Source organism: Devosia chinhatensis, from assembly GCF_000969445.1.
Classification (GTDB): Bacteria; Pseudomonadota; Alphaproteobacteria; order Rhizobiales; family Devosiaceae; genus Devosia; species Devosia chinhatensis.
The window spans coordinates 628438-644473 of the sequence record NZ_JZEY01000061.1 but is presented as its reverse complement, the minus strand read 5'-3'; the positions used below and the strand labels follow the sequence as shown (position 1 = coordinate 644473).

Sequence of the window (16036 nt, the reverse complement as noted above, 5' to 3'; positions counted from 1 at the left end):
ACTCAAGTGACCATACATGTGTCGCCTGAGACCTGTCCCGCCTTGGTGCTGAACGCCGATTTTCGGCCGCTCAGCTATTATCCGCTCTCGTTGTGGTCTTGGCAGGATGCAATAAAGGCGGTTTGCCTGGATCGCGTGAACATCGTTTCAAATTACGAGACGGTGATCCGTTCCCCCAGCTTCGAGATGCGGCTGCCCAGCGTGGTGGCGCTCAAGGATTATGTCAAACCGGCGCGACATCCTGCCTTCACCCGCTTCAACGTCTTCCTGCGGGACAAATTTCAGTGCCAGTATTGCGGGTCACCGCATGACCTGACCTTCGACCATGTCATTCCCCGCTCCAAAGGTGGTCTGACGACTTGGGAAAACGTGGTGGCGGCCTGTGCGCCCTGCAATCTGCGCAAGGCCAATCGGTTGCCCAGCGAGATCAAGATGTTCCCGCACCAGGCGCCGTATGCTCCCACCGTCTATGATCTGCACAATAATGGGCGGAGCTTCCCGCCTAACCATCTGCACCAGAGCTGGCTCGACTATCTCTATTGGGACATCGAACTGGAGCCCTAGTCGTGTCTGGGTTCAAAATCCCGCAAGGACGGTGTCCAGCTTGGCCAGAAAGCCTTTCCAGCCTGCGTGAGCGCCGCCGAAAGCCTGCTTCTGCTCGGGCTTGAAACCCGATTGCTCGACACGCAGATGCGTGCCGGTATCGGTGGGCGTCAATGTGAAAGTGACGATACTCGTCAGGGCATAGGCGGGATCGTCGCTGGCAAAGTTCCACGTATAGGAGAGCGTTCTTTCGGGTTCGATGGCGATGACCTCGCAATCGAGAACGCCGCCCCAGTCGCCGCGCAACTGGAAGGCGTGGCCGAGGCTGGGGACAAAGTCGTTCTGCATCAGCCAGTCGGCGATCAGGTGCGGCTGGGTGAGAGCGAGCCAGAGTTTTTCAGGTGCATGGGCGAAATCGCGCTCGATCTTAACACTACGCAATCGGGTATCGTTCATTTGGTTTTTCCGGCTGCATTGAGGGCGATGGCGGCGCGGATCAGGCCGATAAAGGCGGTTTCGTCGAAGCCCTCTCCTTCCCGGAAATCAATGGCGCGACGTACATTGCCTTCGAGGCTCGAATTGAAAAGGCCGGCAGGATCTTCGAGCGACGCCCCCTTGGGAAATGTGGTTTTGATTGCTGCCTTATAGGCCTCGCCCGTGCAGATGATGCCCTGAAGCGACCAGACCGGCTGGTTCCATTTGAACTCTTCGACGATGGCGGCATCGGCTGACAGGATCAGCTTCCGGATATGGGCCAGGGTTTCGCCGCGCCAGCCGCTGAGTTCGGCAATCCGCTGGTCGATCATGGCAGGAGCGCCTGACTGGTCGAGATGGGCGGTGGCCTTGGGCATCGCGCTGCCTCCTATAGCTTTTCGCCGGGCAGGACAGCGGCCTGCTGCACCCAAAGGGCAAGTTGGGTTTCGTAGGCGTCGCCTTCACGGATATTGATGTGGCGCACGGCGGGATATTTGGATTTGCCCGGTGGCACCGGATTCAGCGAAGCGCCCTGGAAGAAGGTGATCTTAACGTATTGATTGAAGCAGTGGACGTTGAGGAACCAGACGTCCTGCTGCATGCCGTAAAAGGGCGAATTCCATTTGACGGCTTTGACCACGCCCGGCACCTCGCGAGAGACGATGGCATCGATCTGCTGCCCGACGGCGCTTTTCCAGCCGGGCATGGCAGCGATGTAGGCGTTGATCGGCTCTTGTCCATAGCCCTTGGCAATCTGGGGATTGCCACCAGACAAGAGAACTGACGTCTGTACGTTCATTGGTCCATCCGTTTTAGCAGGTCGTCGAGATCGTCCATGCGCTGCTCCCAGAAATTGCTCATATCCTCGGCCCAGTTTTTAAGTGGGGCGAGAGCGGCAAGATCGGCGCGATAGCGGTTCTGCCGACCAGAGGATCGATCGATCACGAGACCGGCCTGCTTGAGAACGGCTAGATGCTTGGAGACGACGGGCTGGGACACCCCAGAGCCAAGCGTCAGCGCGCTTACGCTGTGTTCCCCCTCACGGCAAAGGCGCTCGAACAGCGCGCGGCGCGTGGGGTCGGCAAGGGCGCGAAACAAAGGATCAGGCGAAAGATGCATGTGAAACCCATAGCTGTCCGGCTATGGGTAATTAATAGCCAGGCAGCTATGGGTTAGTCAAGCTCTGGTCATTCGTTGCGAAAGCGCCAGATGCTGAAGCAGGATGATGGTCTTGGCATCGAGGATGCGGCCATCACCAATCATGCTAAGGGCTTCGGTCAGGGCCAGTTCAACAATCTCGATCTCCTCGCCTTCCTCCACAAGGCCCCCGCCGGCATCGCGGAGGGTTCCGGCATCATATCGGCCGATGAAGAGGGCAACTTTTTCCGTGAGGGAGCCTGGGCTGGCATAGCAATCGCAAACATGAAGGAGCGAATGCGGGGCATGCCCTGTTTCTTCCAGCGCTTCCCGGGCTGCCGCGACCTCAGCGCTTTCGCCATCAAGAAGGCCGGCGCAGACTTCCAACAGATCAGGATCGTCACCGTTGAGATAAACGGGCAGCCGGAATTGACGCACCAACAGGACAGTGTCCCGGTCCGGATCGAACAAAAGGAGAGCTGCCGCGCTCCCGTGGTCGTAGACCTCGCGTTCCAACCTTTGGATCTGGCCATCACGACGCCGATAATCCAGGCTGAAATTGGTGAGGTTGCCCCATTTTTTGACGAGCAGGGTGCGGGAAACAATGGTGATACGGTCGCTCATTACCATGCTTTAGCCGTGGCGACGTCCAAACGAAAGAGTCTGTCGATGCAGAGGTAAAACGCAGTCCGAACAGGCTGTTCGCTATGCGAACAAAGTGCGCAATGCGCCGAAAGTTTACCTTTGTGGCCGCTTGGGGGCTTTGATTTGGTAAGCATTGGGCGCTAGAAACCTCGAACCATTCCAAACTGGGCGTATGCCCAAGGCCCCGGAACGTCCCATGACCGTCAGAGCCCGACCCACTTCACCACATTTGCAGATCTATCGCTGGACCATCACCATGGCCATGTCGATCGTTCATCGTGCGACCGGCATTGCCAATTATGCCGGCATGGCGCTGTTCGTGATCTGGCTGGTGGCGGCCGCCGCAGGGCAGGACGCGCTGACCTCGGTCAATTACATCTACGGCAGCTGGTTTGGCCAGATCGTGCTGTTCGGCTTCACCTGGAGCCTGGTGCATCACATGCTGGGTGGCCTTCGTCACTGGGTTTGGGACTTCGCCGTCATGATGGAGCCCGGCCAGCGCGAGGCGATGGCCTGGGCCACACTCGCTGGTTCTGTGCTCATCACCATCCTCATTTGGACTGTATTCGTGTGGGTTGCCTGAAATGGGTGAGACAGGAATGAACAAAGACGCAATCGCCAATCCGCGCAGCCGCTACGGCAATGGCCCGGCCTCGACCCGGCATTTCATCACGCAGCGTGTCACCGGTCTCGTCAATATCGCGTTCCTCGGACTGCTGCTGTTTCTGGTTGTCCGTCTGGCCGGCCAGGATCGGACCGACCTCGTGTCCATTGTCGGCAATGTCTGGATCGGGGTGCCGCTCATGGTGCTGATCGCCATCGTTGCCGTGCATATGCGCAACGGCATGCGCGACACGCTCGAAGATTACGTGCACGGCCGCATGTTCAGCCTCACGATGATGCTCAACACATTGTTCTGTCTCTTCGTCGCACTGGCCGGTATCGCCGCCGTCGGCAAAATCGTTTTCTGGGGTTAAGCGTCATGAGCACTTACGAACTGATCGACCACGAATTCGACGTGGTGGTGGTGGGTGCTGGCGGCGCGGGCCTTCGCGCCACGCTGGGCATGGCCGAGCAGGGCTTCAACACGGCCTGTATCACCAAAGTGTTTCCCACCCGTTCACATACCGTGGCGGCGCAGGGCGGCATTGCGGCAAGCCTTCAGAACATGGGCCCTGACAGCTGGCAATGGCACATGTACGACACCGTCAAGGGGTCGGACTGGCTTGGCGACAACGACGCCATGGAATATCTGGCGCGTGAGGCTCCCGCTGCCATTTATGAGCTCGAGCACTACGGCGTGCCGTTCAGCCGCACGCAGGATGGCAAGATCTACCAGCGCCCTTTCGGCGGCCACATGACCGAATTCGGCGATGGTCCGCCGGTGCAGCGCACCTGTGCGGCAGCTGACCGCACTGGCCACGCGATTCTCCACACGCTTTACGGCCAGTCGGTCAAGAACGACGCCCAGTTCTTCATCGAGTATTTCGCGCTCGACCTGATTATGGGCGAGAATGGCGAATGCCAGGGCGTGATCGCCTGGAAGCTCGATGACGGCACGCTGCATCGCTTCCGCGCCAAGATGGTGGTGCTGGCGACGGGCGGCTATGGTCGCTCCTATTTCTCGGCCACCTCGGCCCACACCTGTACCGGCGACGGCAACGGCATGGTGGCGCGGGCCGGCCTGCCGCTGCAGGACATGGAATTCGTGCAGTTCCATCCCACCGGCATCTATGGCGCCGGCGTGCTCATCACTGAAGGCGCGCGCGGCGAGGGCGGGTATCTTACCAATTCGGAAGGCGAGCGCTTCATGGAGCGCTATGCACCCAATGCCAAGGATCTGGCGTCTCGCGACGTCGTCAGTCGCTGCATGACGCTTGAAATACGCGAGGGCAGGGGCGTGGGTCCGAAGAAGGACCACATCTATCTCCACCTCGATCATCTTGATCCCAAGGTGCTGCATGAGCGCCTGCCCGGCATTACCGAGAGCGCCAAGATCTTTGCCGGCGTCGACCTGACGCGCGAGCCGATCCCGGTGCTGCCGACAGTGCACTACAATATGGGCGGCATTCCTGCGAACTATCACGGCGAGGTGCTGAACCCGACTACCGAAGATCCCAACCGGATCGTGCCAGGACTGATGGCCGTGGGCGAGGCGGCCTGTGCGTCCGTGCATGGGGCGAACCGGCTCGGCTCGAATTCGCTGACCGACCTCGTCGTCTTCGGTCGCGCCGCCGCACTGCGTGCCGGCAAGGTGCTGGACAAGGCAGCCCCAGTGCCTGGCATCAATAGGGCGCAGGATGAAAAAATCCTGGCGCGCTTCGATCGCCTGCGCAATGCCAATGGCAGCCAGCCGACGGCCAAGCTGCGCGACGAGATGCAGCGCACCATGCAGGCCGACGCGGCCGTGTTCCGCACCTCCGAATCGCTCAAGAACGGCGCGGACGCCATGGGCGAAATCTACCGGCGCCTGCCGGATGTGAAGGTTTCGGACCGCTCGCTGATCTGGAATTCCGACCTGGTGGAAACGCTGGAACTCGAAAATCTCATGACCTGCGCCATCGCCACGGTCGTCTCGGCGGAAGCACGCCACGAAAGCCGCGGCGCCCATGCGCATGAAGATTTCCCCAACCGCGATGACGTCGAATGGCGCAAGCACACTCTGGCCCATGTCAATGTCGACAACGGTGACGTGCGGCTGGGCTATCGCCCGGTTATCACCGATCCGCTGACCCCCCAGGACCAGGGCGGCATCGATCTCAAGAAGATCGCGCCCAAGGCGCGCGTTTACTGATGCGTCGCGCTTTCGCCCTGCTGGCCCTTCTGACGCTTTCGGTCCCCGTCCTCGCGGGCCCTCCGAGTGCAGCGCAAAACGAAGAATTCTATCGGGTCTGCGTCGGCATTTCGCAGGATGAAGCGCTGTGCGCGTGCAAGGCCGACGCAGCGATGAGCCTGATCGACGAGCGGTTCATGGGCGTAGTGATCGCCTCGATGAAAGGTGGCTCGCCGGCCGCTGCGGACTATCAGGCCTACAATGCCTATGTGGCGAAATCGAACCAGATCTGTAAGCCGAATTATTGAGACCACCAGGTGCCTGCTTTGCGGCAATGACCTGGAGATGAGACGAAATTCCTGAGCCGGCCCCGGCTTGTTGAGAAGGAAAGAGCGAAAATGGCCGAACTGACGCTGCGCAAGGCCGATCAGCCACAAAAGGGCAAGACCTGGCCCAAGCCTGCCGGGGCGACGCGCCTGCGCGAATTCCATATCTACCGCTATGATCCCGATACCGCAGACAATCCGCGCATCGACACCTATTTCGTCGACCTGGACAATTGCGGTCCGATGATTTTGGACGCGCTGCTGTTCATCAAGAACAATATCGATCCGACGCTGACGCTGCGACGCTCCTGCCGTGAAGGCATTTGCGGATCGTGCTCGATGAACATCAACGGGCTGAATACCCTGGCCTGCACCAAGGGCATGGATGACTCCTCGGGGGCGATCAAGATTTATCCCCTGCCGCATATGCCCGTGGTCAAAGATCTTGTCCCGGACCTCTCCAACTTTTACGCGCAGCATCGCGCCATTGAGCCCTGGCTCAAGACGACATCGCCCACGCCTGAAAAGGAATGGACGCAGTCGATCGAAAACCGCGCCAAGCTCGATGGGCTCTATGAGTGCATCCTGTGCGCCTGCTGCTCGACGTCCTGCCCGTCCTATTGGTGGAACGGCGAAAAGTATCTTGGCCCGGCAGCGTTGCTGCAGGCCTATCGCTGGCTGATCGATAGTCGCGATGAAACGACGGCCGAGCGCCTGGAGAACCTGGAAGATCCGTTCAAGCTCTATCGCTGCCACACGATCATGAATTGTGCACAGGTCTGCCCGAAGGGTCTCAATCCGGCAAAGGCCATCGCCCAGATCAAGAAGATGATGGTGGAGCGCAAGGCGGCCTGACGTCAGGCCTGCCGCTCCAGCAGGTCACTTCTGCCAAGCAAAGAAAAAAACGGCGGGTCTGTCCCCGCCGTTTTTCATTTCTATCCAACTCGTTCAGCGTTCGCTGGCCCGCAGGTCGATCGTGCCAGCCTCAAAGGCAGCGCGGCAATCGGTGGCATCGGCCATGCGGTCGCCATCGAGCAAGGTATAGGCCGTGCCCGGACCTTCGAAGCGCGGATCATCGCATTGGTCATCATGCGCATAAGAAGATGAATCATCGCCGAAATCGATTCCCGACGCGTCGTAGGGGGCGCCAAGCGCATATTCTGGCATAAAGACCGGCTTGATCGAGACCAGTCCCTGCTCCTCGAGCGTACGGCAATCGGTGGCGTCGGCGGACACATCTTCATAGGAGAGCTTCTTGGCCATGGCTTCGCCGGTAAAACGCCAGTCGTCGCATTCCCCGTCATTGGCCCATGACGATGTGTCGTCGCCGTAATCGAACGCTGTAGTCGGTTGATCGGCAAGGGCGGATTTCAGGCTGACCGTGCCGGCCAGGAATGCCGCACGGCAATCGCTGGCATCGGCCATCCGATTGTCGTCGCTGGGCTTGGGATTGGCGCCCGGGCCAACAAAGTCTGGATCATCGCATTCGCCATCATTTGGCCAGGCACCGCTATCGTCGCCGAAGTCGATGCGGCTTGCGATCATATCTAGCCAGGCGGCTGCAGGTCCGTTTTCCGTCGGCGAGGTCGTTTCCTCGCCGCCTGCCACGTCGCCGGCATCGTCAGCCAGCCAGATTTCGCCGTCGGCAAAGGCATTTCGGCAATCCGTTGCGTCGCGCAGGACATTTTCCTCGTCGAGCGGTGTCGCCATTCCCGGTCCCGCGAAACGAGGATCGTCGCATTCCTGGTCATTGGCCCATTCGGAGCTGTCGTCGCCGAAGTCGATTTCAGCGGCTGGATCTGCGGCGGGGTCGACGAGGGTGATATCGCCGGCCTCGAATGCCGCTCGGCAATCGGTCGCGTCACGCCCGATATCGACGTCTTCGAGTTCGACGGCCATGGCGCTGCCCTCGAAGCGGGGATCGTCGCATTCGCCATCATTGGCCCATTCGGAACTATCGTCGCCGAAATCGATCTCGCTCTGGTCCTGCGCCAGGCTGGGAAAGGCCAGTCCGGTCATGAGGGTCAATGCCAGCGCAGCGCAGCTCAGACGCTTGTTCTTGATGATCATGGATTGTCCCTCCGACTGTCGGCTGCAGGTTCGTCCGGGTCGAGCCGTGCTTTACTTAATATGCGAGGACTCGACCACGATTGCCTGCCAAAGCTTTATAGCCTGATTGGGGCACGCTGGCATCAGCCAGACGCAATCATGCTTTCCGGGTACGATTTTCGATGCGGGCAAAGAGCGAGGAGCCCAGAAGGACGAGGCCCGTGCCGATGGCGTGGAAGAAGGTAAAGTCCTCGCCCAGTACAAAGACTGCCAGGATGATGGTGACAATCGGTCCGAATGAAGCCGTGGACGAGGTGGCCCGGGCGCCGATGCGGGCAATGCCGGCATTGAGCAGGAAGGAGGGTAGCACGGTGCCAAAAATGCCCAGCATCAGTCCCAGGAACCAGACGTAGGGACTGAACTCGATATAGGTGTCCACACCATCCACAAATAGGCTCTGGCCGATCGCCAGAACGGCGGCCGTGGACATGCCGACACAGGTGAACAGACCGGCGCCGATAATGAGCATCTGGCGACGAGCCAGGTGCTGGTAGAACGCAAAAGTCACGGCCGAGCCCAGGACAAGGCTCGTGCCGATCAGCAGTCCCTCTGGTTGGACGGCGAGGTTCCAGGCGAAGATTACCAGCAGGCCCGAATAGGTAATGCCCATGGGCGGAACGAGGCGCCAGTTCATGGCGTCGCCAAAGAACCAGACGCCAAAGAGCAAAACGAAGAAGGGATAGGTAAAAAGGACCAACCGCTCATATTGCGCCGAGACGAAGGCCAGTCCGGCGAAGTCGAGATAGCTGGAAAGGTAGTAGCCAAGGATACCGACGGCCATGGAGGCCAGGAGCCGCGTCGGCGTCAGCAGGCTGCGCGCTTGCGGATTACGGCGCAGCAGGCTGAGCAGGATCACCAGGTAGACCGGCAGCGCTACCAGCATGCGCAGGGCAAGCGTCGCCTCGGTGGACACGCCCTCGGCGAAAGCCAGTTTAATGAAGATGCCCTTGGTCGAAAATAATGCGGCCCCACCGACGGCGAGGCCATAACCGACCATGTCGATGGCCGAGGCGGAGTCTGAACTTTGGGGCGGGTGCATGAACCGAGATCCTTCGGCTCAGCAATAGACGCTCGATCCCGCCGGCAAAAGCCGGAATGGCGCCGATCCGTCCAGCCCTATCCGCGGGGATGGGCCTTGGCGTAGGAATCGAGCAGGCGTTCGGTATCAACGGCGGTGTAGATCTGGGTCGTGGAAAGGCTGGCATGCCCCAGCAATTCCTGGATGGAACGCAGATCGCCGCCCTGCCCCAAAAGATGGGTCGCGAAGGAGTGTCGCAGGGCATGAGGCGTTGCGGAGGGCGGCAGCCCGAGCGCTGAGCGCAGCTGCGCCATGCGCAACTGGATGAGCCGGGGAGACAGGACCCCGCCGCGAACGCCGCGAAACAAGGGTTCTTCCGGCCAAAGTTTGAACGGCGCAAGGCCAAGATAAGTCTCGATCGCGGCGCGCACGGGAGCAATCAGCGGCACCATGCGCGTCCGTCCACCCTTGCCCGTCACCCGCAGGATGTCGGTTTCGAGGTCGGAGCGGGTGAGGGCCAGGGCTTCGGATATACGCAGCCCGGCGCCATAGCAGAGCGAAATGACGGCCATGTCCCGAGCTGCGACCCATGGCCTCTCCTCCATTTCCTGCGTCGTGGCGATCGTCTGGCGCGCCTCGAGAACGGTCAGGGCCTTGGGCAGGGATCGTGGGATTTTCGGGGTGCGAATGACATTGAGCGCCTCGGTGCTCAACGTGCCTTCGCGTTCGAGAAAGCCGAAGAAACTCTTCATGGCAGAGAGCACGCGGGCCAGCGAGCGGGACCCCAGGCTCTCGCTGCGTCTTTGGGCCATGAAGGCGCGGATATCTGCACCACGCAATTCCCGAAGCGACTTCAAGGTGACCGGCCCACCCATATGTCCCGCCAGAAAACTCATGAACTGGCTGATGTCGCGGCTATAGGCCTCGATCGTCCGGGGCGCGAGCCGCTTTACAGCCCCCATCTCCCGCGACCAGGCGGAAAGGCGTTCACGCACGAAGTCATCGGTGGCAAATGCACTGTCGGTCATGCCGCCATCCTGATCCAGCATGGTAAAATTCGGCGTAAGAGGCATGGTAAACCCCACCTTAACCCCTGCCGTTGGACAAGTTGTTCACTGGAGGTGTTTGTCATGCGTATTGCTGTCCGGGGACTTGCCCTTATTGCCCTCATGTCAGTCCCTACATCTGCAGCGGACTGGACCTGGTCGGGCGATTTCGCGCAAAGCGTCACCTTTGACCAACCTGACACCTATAGCTACAGCACCGAAAGCGTGAAACTGCGCGCGGGCCTCGGGGCGATATTCATCCAGGGCGATGAATATGTGTTCAATGGCGACCGCACGCTCAGCCAGCTCATCTGGCAGAGCAAGGCGCCGGTGATGCGGGGCAGCATCGACATCGCGCTCGGCAATGGCCTTAGTATCAGTGCGGGTGGCAGTGTTGCCGGCCATGGCATGAGCTATATGGAAGACTACGACTGGCTGGTCTCAACGAACAATTTCGACGATTGGACGGATCGCTCGCAACATCCCGATACGCGGCTCGACCATTACCTGTCCGGCGAATTTGCCCTTGGATATGATCTCGCGCGACTGCCCGATGCCAATGTCCGGCTGCATGGTGGCTTCAAATATACCGACGTGTCCTGGTCCTCGTTCGGGGGATCCTACATCTACAGTCAAAACGGGTTTCGTAACGATATCGGCAGTTTCCCCGATGGTGAGCCGGCCATTGCCTATCGCCAGCGCCTGCCGGAGGTGTTTGTCGGGGTCGATGGCGAGGAGCGCTATGGCGATTTCCGGGTCGGCGGGCTTTTGCGAGGGGGCCTGACCGTCAACGGGACATCGACGGACAATCACTGGATGCGTAACCTGCGGGTGGAGGATCGGTTCAATCTTTCGCCCACCGTCACCCTCGGGGTGGATGCCGGCATGAAACTGGGACGAATGGCCGAGTTGTTCGTAGCAGCCCGCTACGATCATCATTTCCAGATGCGCGGTCAGGCTGACTATATCAACACCAATACCGGCCTCGCTTATCTCAGCGGAAGCGACCTGGCCGGCGCCGCCCTTCGGTCGCTGGATCTCACCGTTGGGCTGAAGGGGCAGTTCTAGGCCCCATCCATACAGGAATCACTTGCGCCGGTTCGCATCCGATGCGAACAGAACAAGCACAAATGTTCGAATCCGGCGACATCGTTGCAGTGATGGTCGGGGTAGCCGTCGAGGGCCCCTATTCCTATCGTGTGCCCGAGGGCATGGCCCTGGCACGCGGCTCGATCGTCGCAGTGCCCCTGGGGCCGCGCCTTGTCCTTGGCGTGGTCTGGGGGGAGCCTCGGGACAATGTGGCCCACAATAGGCTGCGTGATGTGGCTCATGCCTATGACGTGCCACCACTTTCTGAAGAATTGCTCCGACTCGTGGATTGGGTTGGGCGCTATACGCTCGCCGCGCCAGGACAAGTTTTGCGCGGCGTGTTGCGTTCGCCCGAGGCGCTGGAGCCGCCCAAACCGGTGATTGCCTATCGGCGCACCCGCCATGAGCCCGAAAAGCTCACGCCCGCCCGCCTGCGCGTGCTCGATTGCCTGATGGACGACATGGCCTGGCCAAAGCCTGCCTTGCTGGGCGCCTCGGGAGTGTCGAGCTCGGTTCTGGATGGGCTGGAGAAAACCGGGGCCGTGGAAAAAGTCGAGATGCCGGCGCCGCCAGTCGTGCTGCCGCCCGACCCCGATGCTAATCCGTCCAGTCTTAATCCCGAGCAGCAAACTGCGCTCGACCAGATCCTGGCATTGAGCGCCCATGATTTCGGGGTGGCCCTCCTGGACGGGGTCACCGGAGGCGGCAAGACCGAAGTGTTCTTCGAGGCCGTAGCCGACACCCTGCGTGCCGGTCGGCAGGCTCTGGTGCTTCTGCCCGAAATTGCTCTCACCAGTACGTTCATCGACCGCTTCACCAAACGATTTGGAGGCCGGCCGGCGGAATGGCACTCGGACATGACCCCGGTGCAGCGCGCCAAGGTCTGGCGTGGCGTGCTGGACGGCACGGTGCGGGCTGTCGTCGGTGCGCGCTCGGCACTGTTCCTGCCCTTCCGCGAACTGGGCCTGCTGGTGCTCGATGAAGAGCATGACGGTGCCTATAAGCAATCCGAGGGTTTTACCTATCATGCTCGCGACATGGCTATCGTGCGGGCGCATCTCAGCACGGCGCGGGTGGTGCTCTCCTCGGCCACGCCCTCGGTCGAATCGCGCAACAATGCGAATGTCGGGCGCTATGTCCATGTTCGGCTCGAAAGCCGATTTGCCGAGGCAGCAATGCCCGACATCTCCGCTATCGACATGCGGACAGATGGGCCGGAAAAAGGCGAATGGATCGCGCCCGTCCTGGCGCGTGAAGTCTTTGCAGCGCTTGACCGGGGCGAGCAGGCTCTGCTGTTCCTCAATCGTCGTGGCTATGCGCCGCTGACGCTGTGCCGATCTTGCGGGCACCAATATCAGTGCCCCGATTGCTCGGCCTGGATGGTCGAGCACCGGTTTCGCGGCGTGCTCATGTGTCATCATTGCGGCCATGAAGTGCGCACCCCCAAGGTCTGCGGCGAATGCGGCGAGGCCGATGCGCTGGTAGCGGTCGGTCCGGGAATCGAACGGGTGGCCGAGGAGGCCGCTGCCCGCTTTCCCGATGCGCGGCGGGTCCTTCTTTCCACCGACATGGGCAGCCACAGCCAGTTACGAGACCGTTTTGCCGAGGTGGAGCGCGGCGAATACGATCTCATCATCGGCACGCAATTGGTGTCCAAGGGGCACCACTTCGAAAAGCTCTCGGTGGTCGGCGTGCTCGATGCCGATCTGGGGCTGGCTCATGGAGACCCCAGGGCCGCCGAAAAGACCTTCCAGATCCTGACGCAGGTTGCCGGGCGGGCGGGTCGGGCCTCGCGACATGGCAAGGCGTTCCTCCAGACCTATCATCCCGACCATCCAGTGATGAAGGCGATGGTGGGAGGAGACAGGGAGGCATTCTATGCGCAGGAATTGCTGGCGCGCGAGGCCGGTGGCATGCCGCCTTTCGGGCGGTTGGCAGCGCTGATCGTCTCGGCCAATGCGCAGCAAGACGCCATGGGCTTTGCCCGCAAACTGCTCGCCGCGGCGCCGATGGCCGACGGCGTTCGACTTTACGGCCCGGCTGATGCGCCGGTGGCGATGATCCGCGGCCGTCACCGGGTGCGGCTGCTGGCGCAATCGGGCAAGGATTTCGATCTGTCGGGTTATGTCCGGTTCTGGCTATCGAGCGCCGAAAAGCCCCGAGGTGATCTCAAGGTGCAGATCGACATCGATCCGGTCAGTTTCATGTGAAAGCTGCGAGGTCTCGCGCTGCGTGCAAGACATCCTTTACCTTTGATAACCAGTTTGGGGTCAGCCACGGAGTGATGACCGAGGTTAGCGGCGGGCGGTGTGCTTACCAGCCATCCCAGCCGCCCGCTGCGCCCCAAACGGTCAGAAGACCGGTCGCGATCAGAAAGATCACCCGCAATAATGTGAACACACACCTTAAGCCTTCGTAACGACGCGGGCTGGTTTGGCGCGTCTGTATGTTCGCGGGGGCGTGGGGGCAAAAACGTTGGCGCATATGCTGCTGTGCACCGCCATTCGAGCTCAGCTCTCATGGCCTCCCCGCCTCAAATCATGCCACCGGCATGATTTGCCCCGAAGGGGCGGCGGGGAGTGCGACAAATTCGCCGCATTTGAATCGCGTCGCCAAGCCTTGCATGGCTGAGTTTTCATGTGTTAGAGCACCCCCAACTTTGAGGGGTCCGGCTCGAGCCCCGTTTCCGAGCACGTCCAAGCATGTAAAACCCGCCCGGGTTCCGGTAACGGAGCCAAGAGAGGGACGGATAAATAGAGGGTGAAGCGGCATTGGCAGCGCAGAATTCAGTGCTTACCCAAATCGCGCGGCCATATGCGTCGGCGCTGTTCGATCTCGCCAGGAGCGAGAACCAGCTGGCTCAGGTGGAAACCGGGCTTTCCGACATTTCGCGGCTGATCGGTGAGAGCGAGGACTTCTCGCGGTATCTCCGCTCGCCCGTCATTCCAGGCGACGTCAAGGCCTCGGCCCTCGATGCCGTGCTGGGCAAGGCAAAGGTCAATCCGCTGGTGGGCAATTTCCTGCGCATCGTGGCCCGCAATGGGCGCCTTTTCGCGCTGGACCAGATCATCGTAGTGTTCCGCGAGCTGGCTGCAGCCGATCGCGGTGAGACCACTGCCGACGTGACATCGGCCGCACCGTTGACCGGTGAGCAGGCTCAGGCTCTGGCCGAGGCGCTCAAGGCCAAGCTCGGCAAGGCGGTCACGCTCAACCAATTCGTCGATCCCTCGCTGATCGGTGGCCTTCAGGTGAAGGTCGGCAGTCAGATGATCGATTCTTCTCTCAAGACAAAACTCGCCGCGATGAAAATCGCCATGAAAGAGGTCGGATAAATGGACATCAAAGCCGCGGAAATCTCTGCGATCCTCAAGGACCAGATCAAGAATTTCGGCCAGGAAGCCCAGGTTTCCGAAGTGGGTCAGGTGCTGTCCGTCGGTGACGGTATCGCCCGCGTTTTCGGCCTCGACAATGTGCAGGCCGGCGAGCTCGTCGAGTTCCCCGGCGGCATCAAAGGCATGGCGCTGAACCTCGAAGCCGACAATGTCGGTGTCGTGATCTTCGGCAATGACCGTGCGATCAAGGAAGGCGACGTCGTCAAGCGTACCGGTGCCATCGTGGATACTCCGGTCGGCCCCGGCCTGCTCGGTCGCGTTGTCGACGGCCTCGGCAACCCGATCGACGGCAAGGGTCCCATCGAGCACACCGAGCGTCGCCGCGTCGACGTCAAGGCGCCCGGCATCCTGCCGCGCAAGTCCGTGCACGAGCCGATGTCCACCGGCCTCAAGGCCATCGACGCGCTGATCCCGATCGGCCGCGGCCAGCGCGAGCTGGTCATCGGTGATCGCCAGACCGGCAAGTCCGCCATCATCCTGGACACCTTCCTCAACCAGAAGCCGGCACACGACGCCAATGCGTCCGACACCGACAAGCTGTTCTGCATCTACGTCGCCGTGGGTCAGAAGCGCTCGACCGTGGCGCAGTTCGTCAAGCAGCTCGAAGAATCGGGCGCGCTGCCCTATTCCATCGTCATCGCTGCGACTGCCTCCGATCCCGCTCCTCTCCAGTACATCGCGCCGTTCACCGGCTGCGCCATCGGCGAATGGTTCCGCGACAATGGCAAGCATGCCGTGATCGCCTATGACGATCTGACCAAGCAGGCCGTTGCCTATCGCCAGATGTCGCTGCTGCTGCGTCGCCCGCCGGGCCGCGAAGCCTATCCGGGCGACGTGTTCTACCTGCATTCCCGTCTGCTCGAGCGCGCTGCGAAGATGAACGAGGCCCATGGTCTTGGCTCGCTGACCGCGCTGCCGGTTATCGAAACCCAGGCGAACGACGTGTCGGCCTATATCCCGACCAACGTGATCTCCATCACCGACGGCCAGATCTTCCTGGAAACCAACCTGTTCTTCCAGGGTATCCGCCCGGCCGTGAACGTTGGTCTTTCGGTTTCCCGCGTTGGTGGGTCGGCCCAGATCAAGGCGATGAAGCAAGTTGCCGGTTCGCTCAAGGGTGAGCTTTCCCAGTATCGCGAAATGGCGGCCTTCGCCCAGTTCGGCTCCGACCTCGACGCCTCGACACAGCGCCTGCTCAATCGTGGCGCGCGCCTGACCGAGCTGCTCAAGCAGCCCCAGTTCAGCCCGCTCAAGACCGAAGAGCAGGTCGCCGTGATCTTCGCAGGCGCCAATGGCTATCTGGACAGCGTTGCTGTGAACAAGGTGCAGGACTTTGAAAAGCACGTGCTTTCGAACCTGCGCGGCAAGTACGCCGATCTGCTGTCGACCATCGCAAAAGAGAAAGCTCTGAGCGACGACACCCGTGCCAAGCTGAAGTCGGCTCTGGACGAGATCAAGAAGACCTACGCGGCTTAAAGCCTGAA

18 protein-coding genes are annotated in these 16036 nt (G+C 60.9%); 10 read left to right on the top strand and 8 right to left on the bottom strand.

Annotated elements, in window-relative coordinates:
• Positions 1-6: 6 nt before the first annotated feature.
• Positions 7-564, top strand: a complete 558-nt coding sequence (locus VE26_RS13405) for an HNH endonuclease (protein WP_046105701.1) — start codon at positions 7-9, stop codon at positions 562-564.
• A gap of 12 nt (positions 565-576) precedes the next feature.
• Here VE26_RS13405 and VE26_RS13400 read toward each other — a convergent pair whose 3' ends face one another.
• Genes VE26_RS13400 through VE26_RS13380 form a run of 5 tightly spaced genes read right to left on the bottom strand, consistent with a single transcriptional unit; the run spans position 577 to position 2778 of the window.
• The gene (locus VE26_RS13400; protein ID WP_046105700.1) at positions 577-999 is read right to left on the bottom strand and encodes an SRPBCC family protein; all 423 of its coding nucleotides are present in this window, start codon (positions 997-999) and stop codon (positions 577-579) included.
• Positions 996-1394: a DUF1801 domain-containing protein gene (locus VE26_RS13395; RefSeq protein WP_046105699.1), complete on the bottom strand. Its 399-nt coding sequence runs from the start codon at positions 1392-1394 to the stop codon at positions 996-998. Before VE26_RS13395 ends, VE26_RS13400 begins: the two co-directional genes overlap by 4 nt.
• Positions 1395-1405: 11 nt before the next feature.
• Complete coding sequence (locus tag VE26_RS13390; RefSeq protein WP_046105698.1) at positions 1406-1816, bottom strand: DUF1801 domain-containing protein; 411 nt, start codon at positions 1814-1816, stop codon at positions 1406-1408.
• A complete protein-coding gene (locus VE26_RS13385) occupies positions 1813-2136 on the bottom strand; it encodes an ArsR/SmtB family transcription factor (protein ID WP_046105697.1) in 324 nt (107 codons plus the stop codon). The genes VE26_RS13390 and VE26_RS13385 overlap by 4 nt, the downstream gene beginning before the upstream one ends.
• A gap of 57 nt (positions 2137-2193) precedes the next feature.
• Positions 2194-2778 carry an NUDIX domain-containing protein gene (locus tag VE26_RS13380; RefSeq protein ID WP_046105696.1) on the bottom strand — a complete coding sequence of 195 codons (585 nt, stop codon included), beginning with the start codon at positions 2776-2778 and terminating at the stop codon, positions 2194-2196.
• Between the two features lie 217 nt (positions 2779-2995).
• Here VE26_RS13380 and sdhC point away from each other — a divergent pair, with 217 nt between their 5' ends.
• From sdhC to VE26_RS13355, 5 genes are all read left to right on the top strand, one after another.
• A complete protein-coding gene (gene sdhC / locus VE26_RS13375; RefSeq protein ID WP_046106355.1) occupies positions 2996-3382 on the top strand; it encodes a succinate dehydrogenase, cytochrome b556 subunit in 387 nt (128 codons plus the stop codon).
• Positions 3383-3398: 16 nt separating this feature from the next.
• Positions 3399-3776, top strand: coding sequence for a succinate dehydrogenase, hydrophobic membrane anchor protein (sdhD, locus tag VE26_RS13370; protein WP_046105695.1), 378 nt, complete (start codon positions 3399-3401; stop codon positions 3774-3776).
• 5 nt (positions 3777-3781) lie between these two features.
• Positions 3782-5593, top strand: a complete 1812-nt coding sequence (gene sdhA / locus VE26_RS13365) for a succinate dehydrogenase flavoprotein subunit (RefSeq protein WP_046105694.1) — start codon at positions 3782-3784, stop codon at positions 5591-5593.
• The gene (locus VE26_RS13360; RefSeq protein WP_046105693.1) at positions 5593-5880 is read left to right on the top strand and encodes a hypothetical protein; all 288 of its coding nucleotides are present in this window, start codon (positions 5593-5595) and stop codon (positions 5878-5880) included. The genes sdhA and VE26_RS13360 overlap by 1 nt, the downstream gene beginning before the upstream one ends.
• A 90-nt stretch (positions 5881-5970) precedes the next feature.
• Entirely contained in the window at positions 5971-6753 is a 783-nt protein-coding gene (locus VE26_RS13355) for a succinate dehydrogenase iron-sulfur subunit (RefSeq protein ID WP_046105692.1), read from the top strand.
• A 93-nt stretch (positions 6754-6846) separates the two neighbouring features.
• On the opposite strand, the gene VE26_RS18265 is transcribed toward VE26_RS13355, so the two are convergent.
• The 3 genes from VE26_RS18265 to VE26_RS13340 all read right to left on the bottom strand — a co-directional run bounded on the left by VE26_RS18265 (position 6847) and on the right by VE26_RS13340 (position 10098).
• The gene (locus VE26_RS18265) at positions 6847-7968 is read right to left on the bottom strand and encodes a hypothetical protein (RefSeq protein WP_052715918.1); all 1122 of its coding nucleotides are present in this window, start codon (positions 7966-7968) and stop codon (positions 6847-6849) included.
• A 136-nt stretch (positions 7969-8104) separates the two neighbouring features.
• Complete coding sequence (locus VE26_RS13345) at positions 8105-9046, bottom strand: DMT family transporter (RefSeq protein ID WP_046105691.1); 942 nt, start codon at positions 9044-9046, stop codon at positions 8105-8107.
• Positions 9047-9123: 77 nt separating this feature from the next.
• Entirely contained in the window at positions 9124-10098 is a 975-nt protein-coding gene (locus VE26_RS13340) for a tyrosine recombinase XerC (protein ID WP_244465703.1), read from the bottom strand.
• 57 nt (positions 10099-10155) lie between these two features.
• Between VE26_RS13340 and VE26_RS13335 the strand changes: the two genes are divergently transcribed.
• The 4 genes from VE26_RS13335 (at position 10156) to atpA (ending at position 16028) form a co-directional block, all read left to right on the top strand.
• The gene (locus tag VE26_RS13335) at positions 10156-11139 is read left to right on the top strand and encodes an omptin family outer membrane protease (protein WP_084620461.1); all 984 of its coding nucleotides are present in this window, start codon (positions 10156-10158) and stop codon (positions 11137-11139) included.
• Between the two features lie 62 nt (positions 11140-11201).
• Complete coding sequence (locus VE26_RS13330) at positions 11202-13370, top strand: primosomal protein N' (protein WP_152658849.1); 2169 nt, start codon at positions 11202-11204, stop codon at positions 13368-13370.
• Positions 13371-13931: 561 nt separating this feature from the next.
• The gene (locus tag VE26_RS13325) at positions 13932-14492 is read left to right on the top strand and encodes a F0F1 ATP synthase subunit delta (RefSeq protein WP_046105689.1); all 561 of its coding nucleotides are present in this window, start codon (positions 13932-13934) and stop codon (positions 14490-14492) included.
• Positions 14493-16028, top strand: a complete 1536-nt coding sequence (atpA, locus tag VE26_RS13320) for a F0F1 ATP synthase subunit alpha (RefSeq protein ID WP_046105688.1) — start codon at positions 14493-14495, stop codon at positions 16026-16028. It begins immediately after the preceding gene.
• Positions 16029-16036 lie beyond the last annotated feature (8 nt).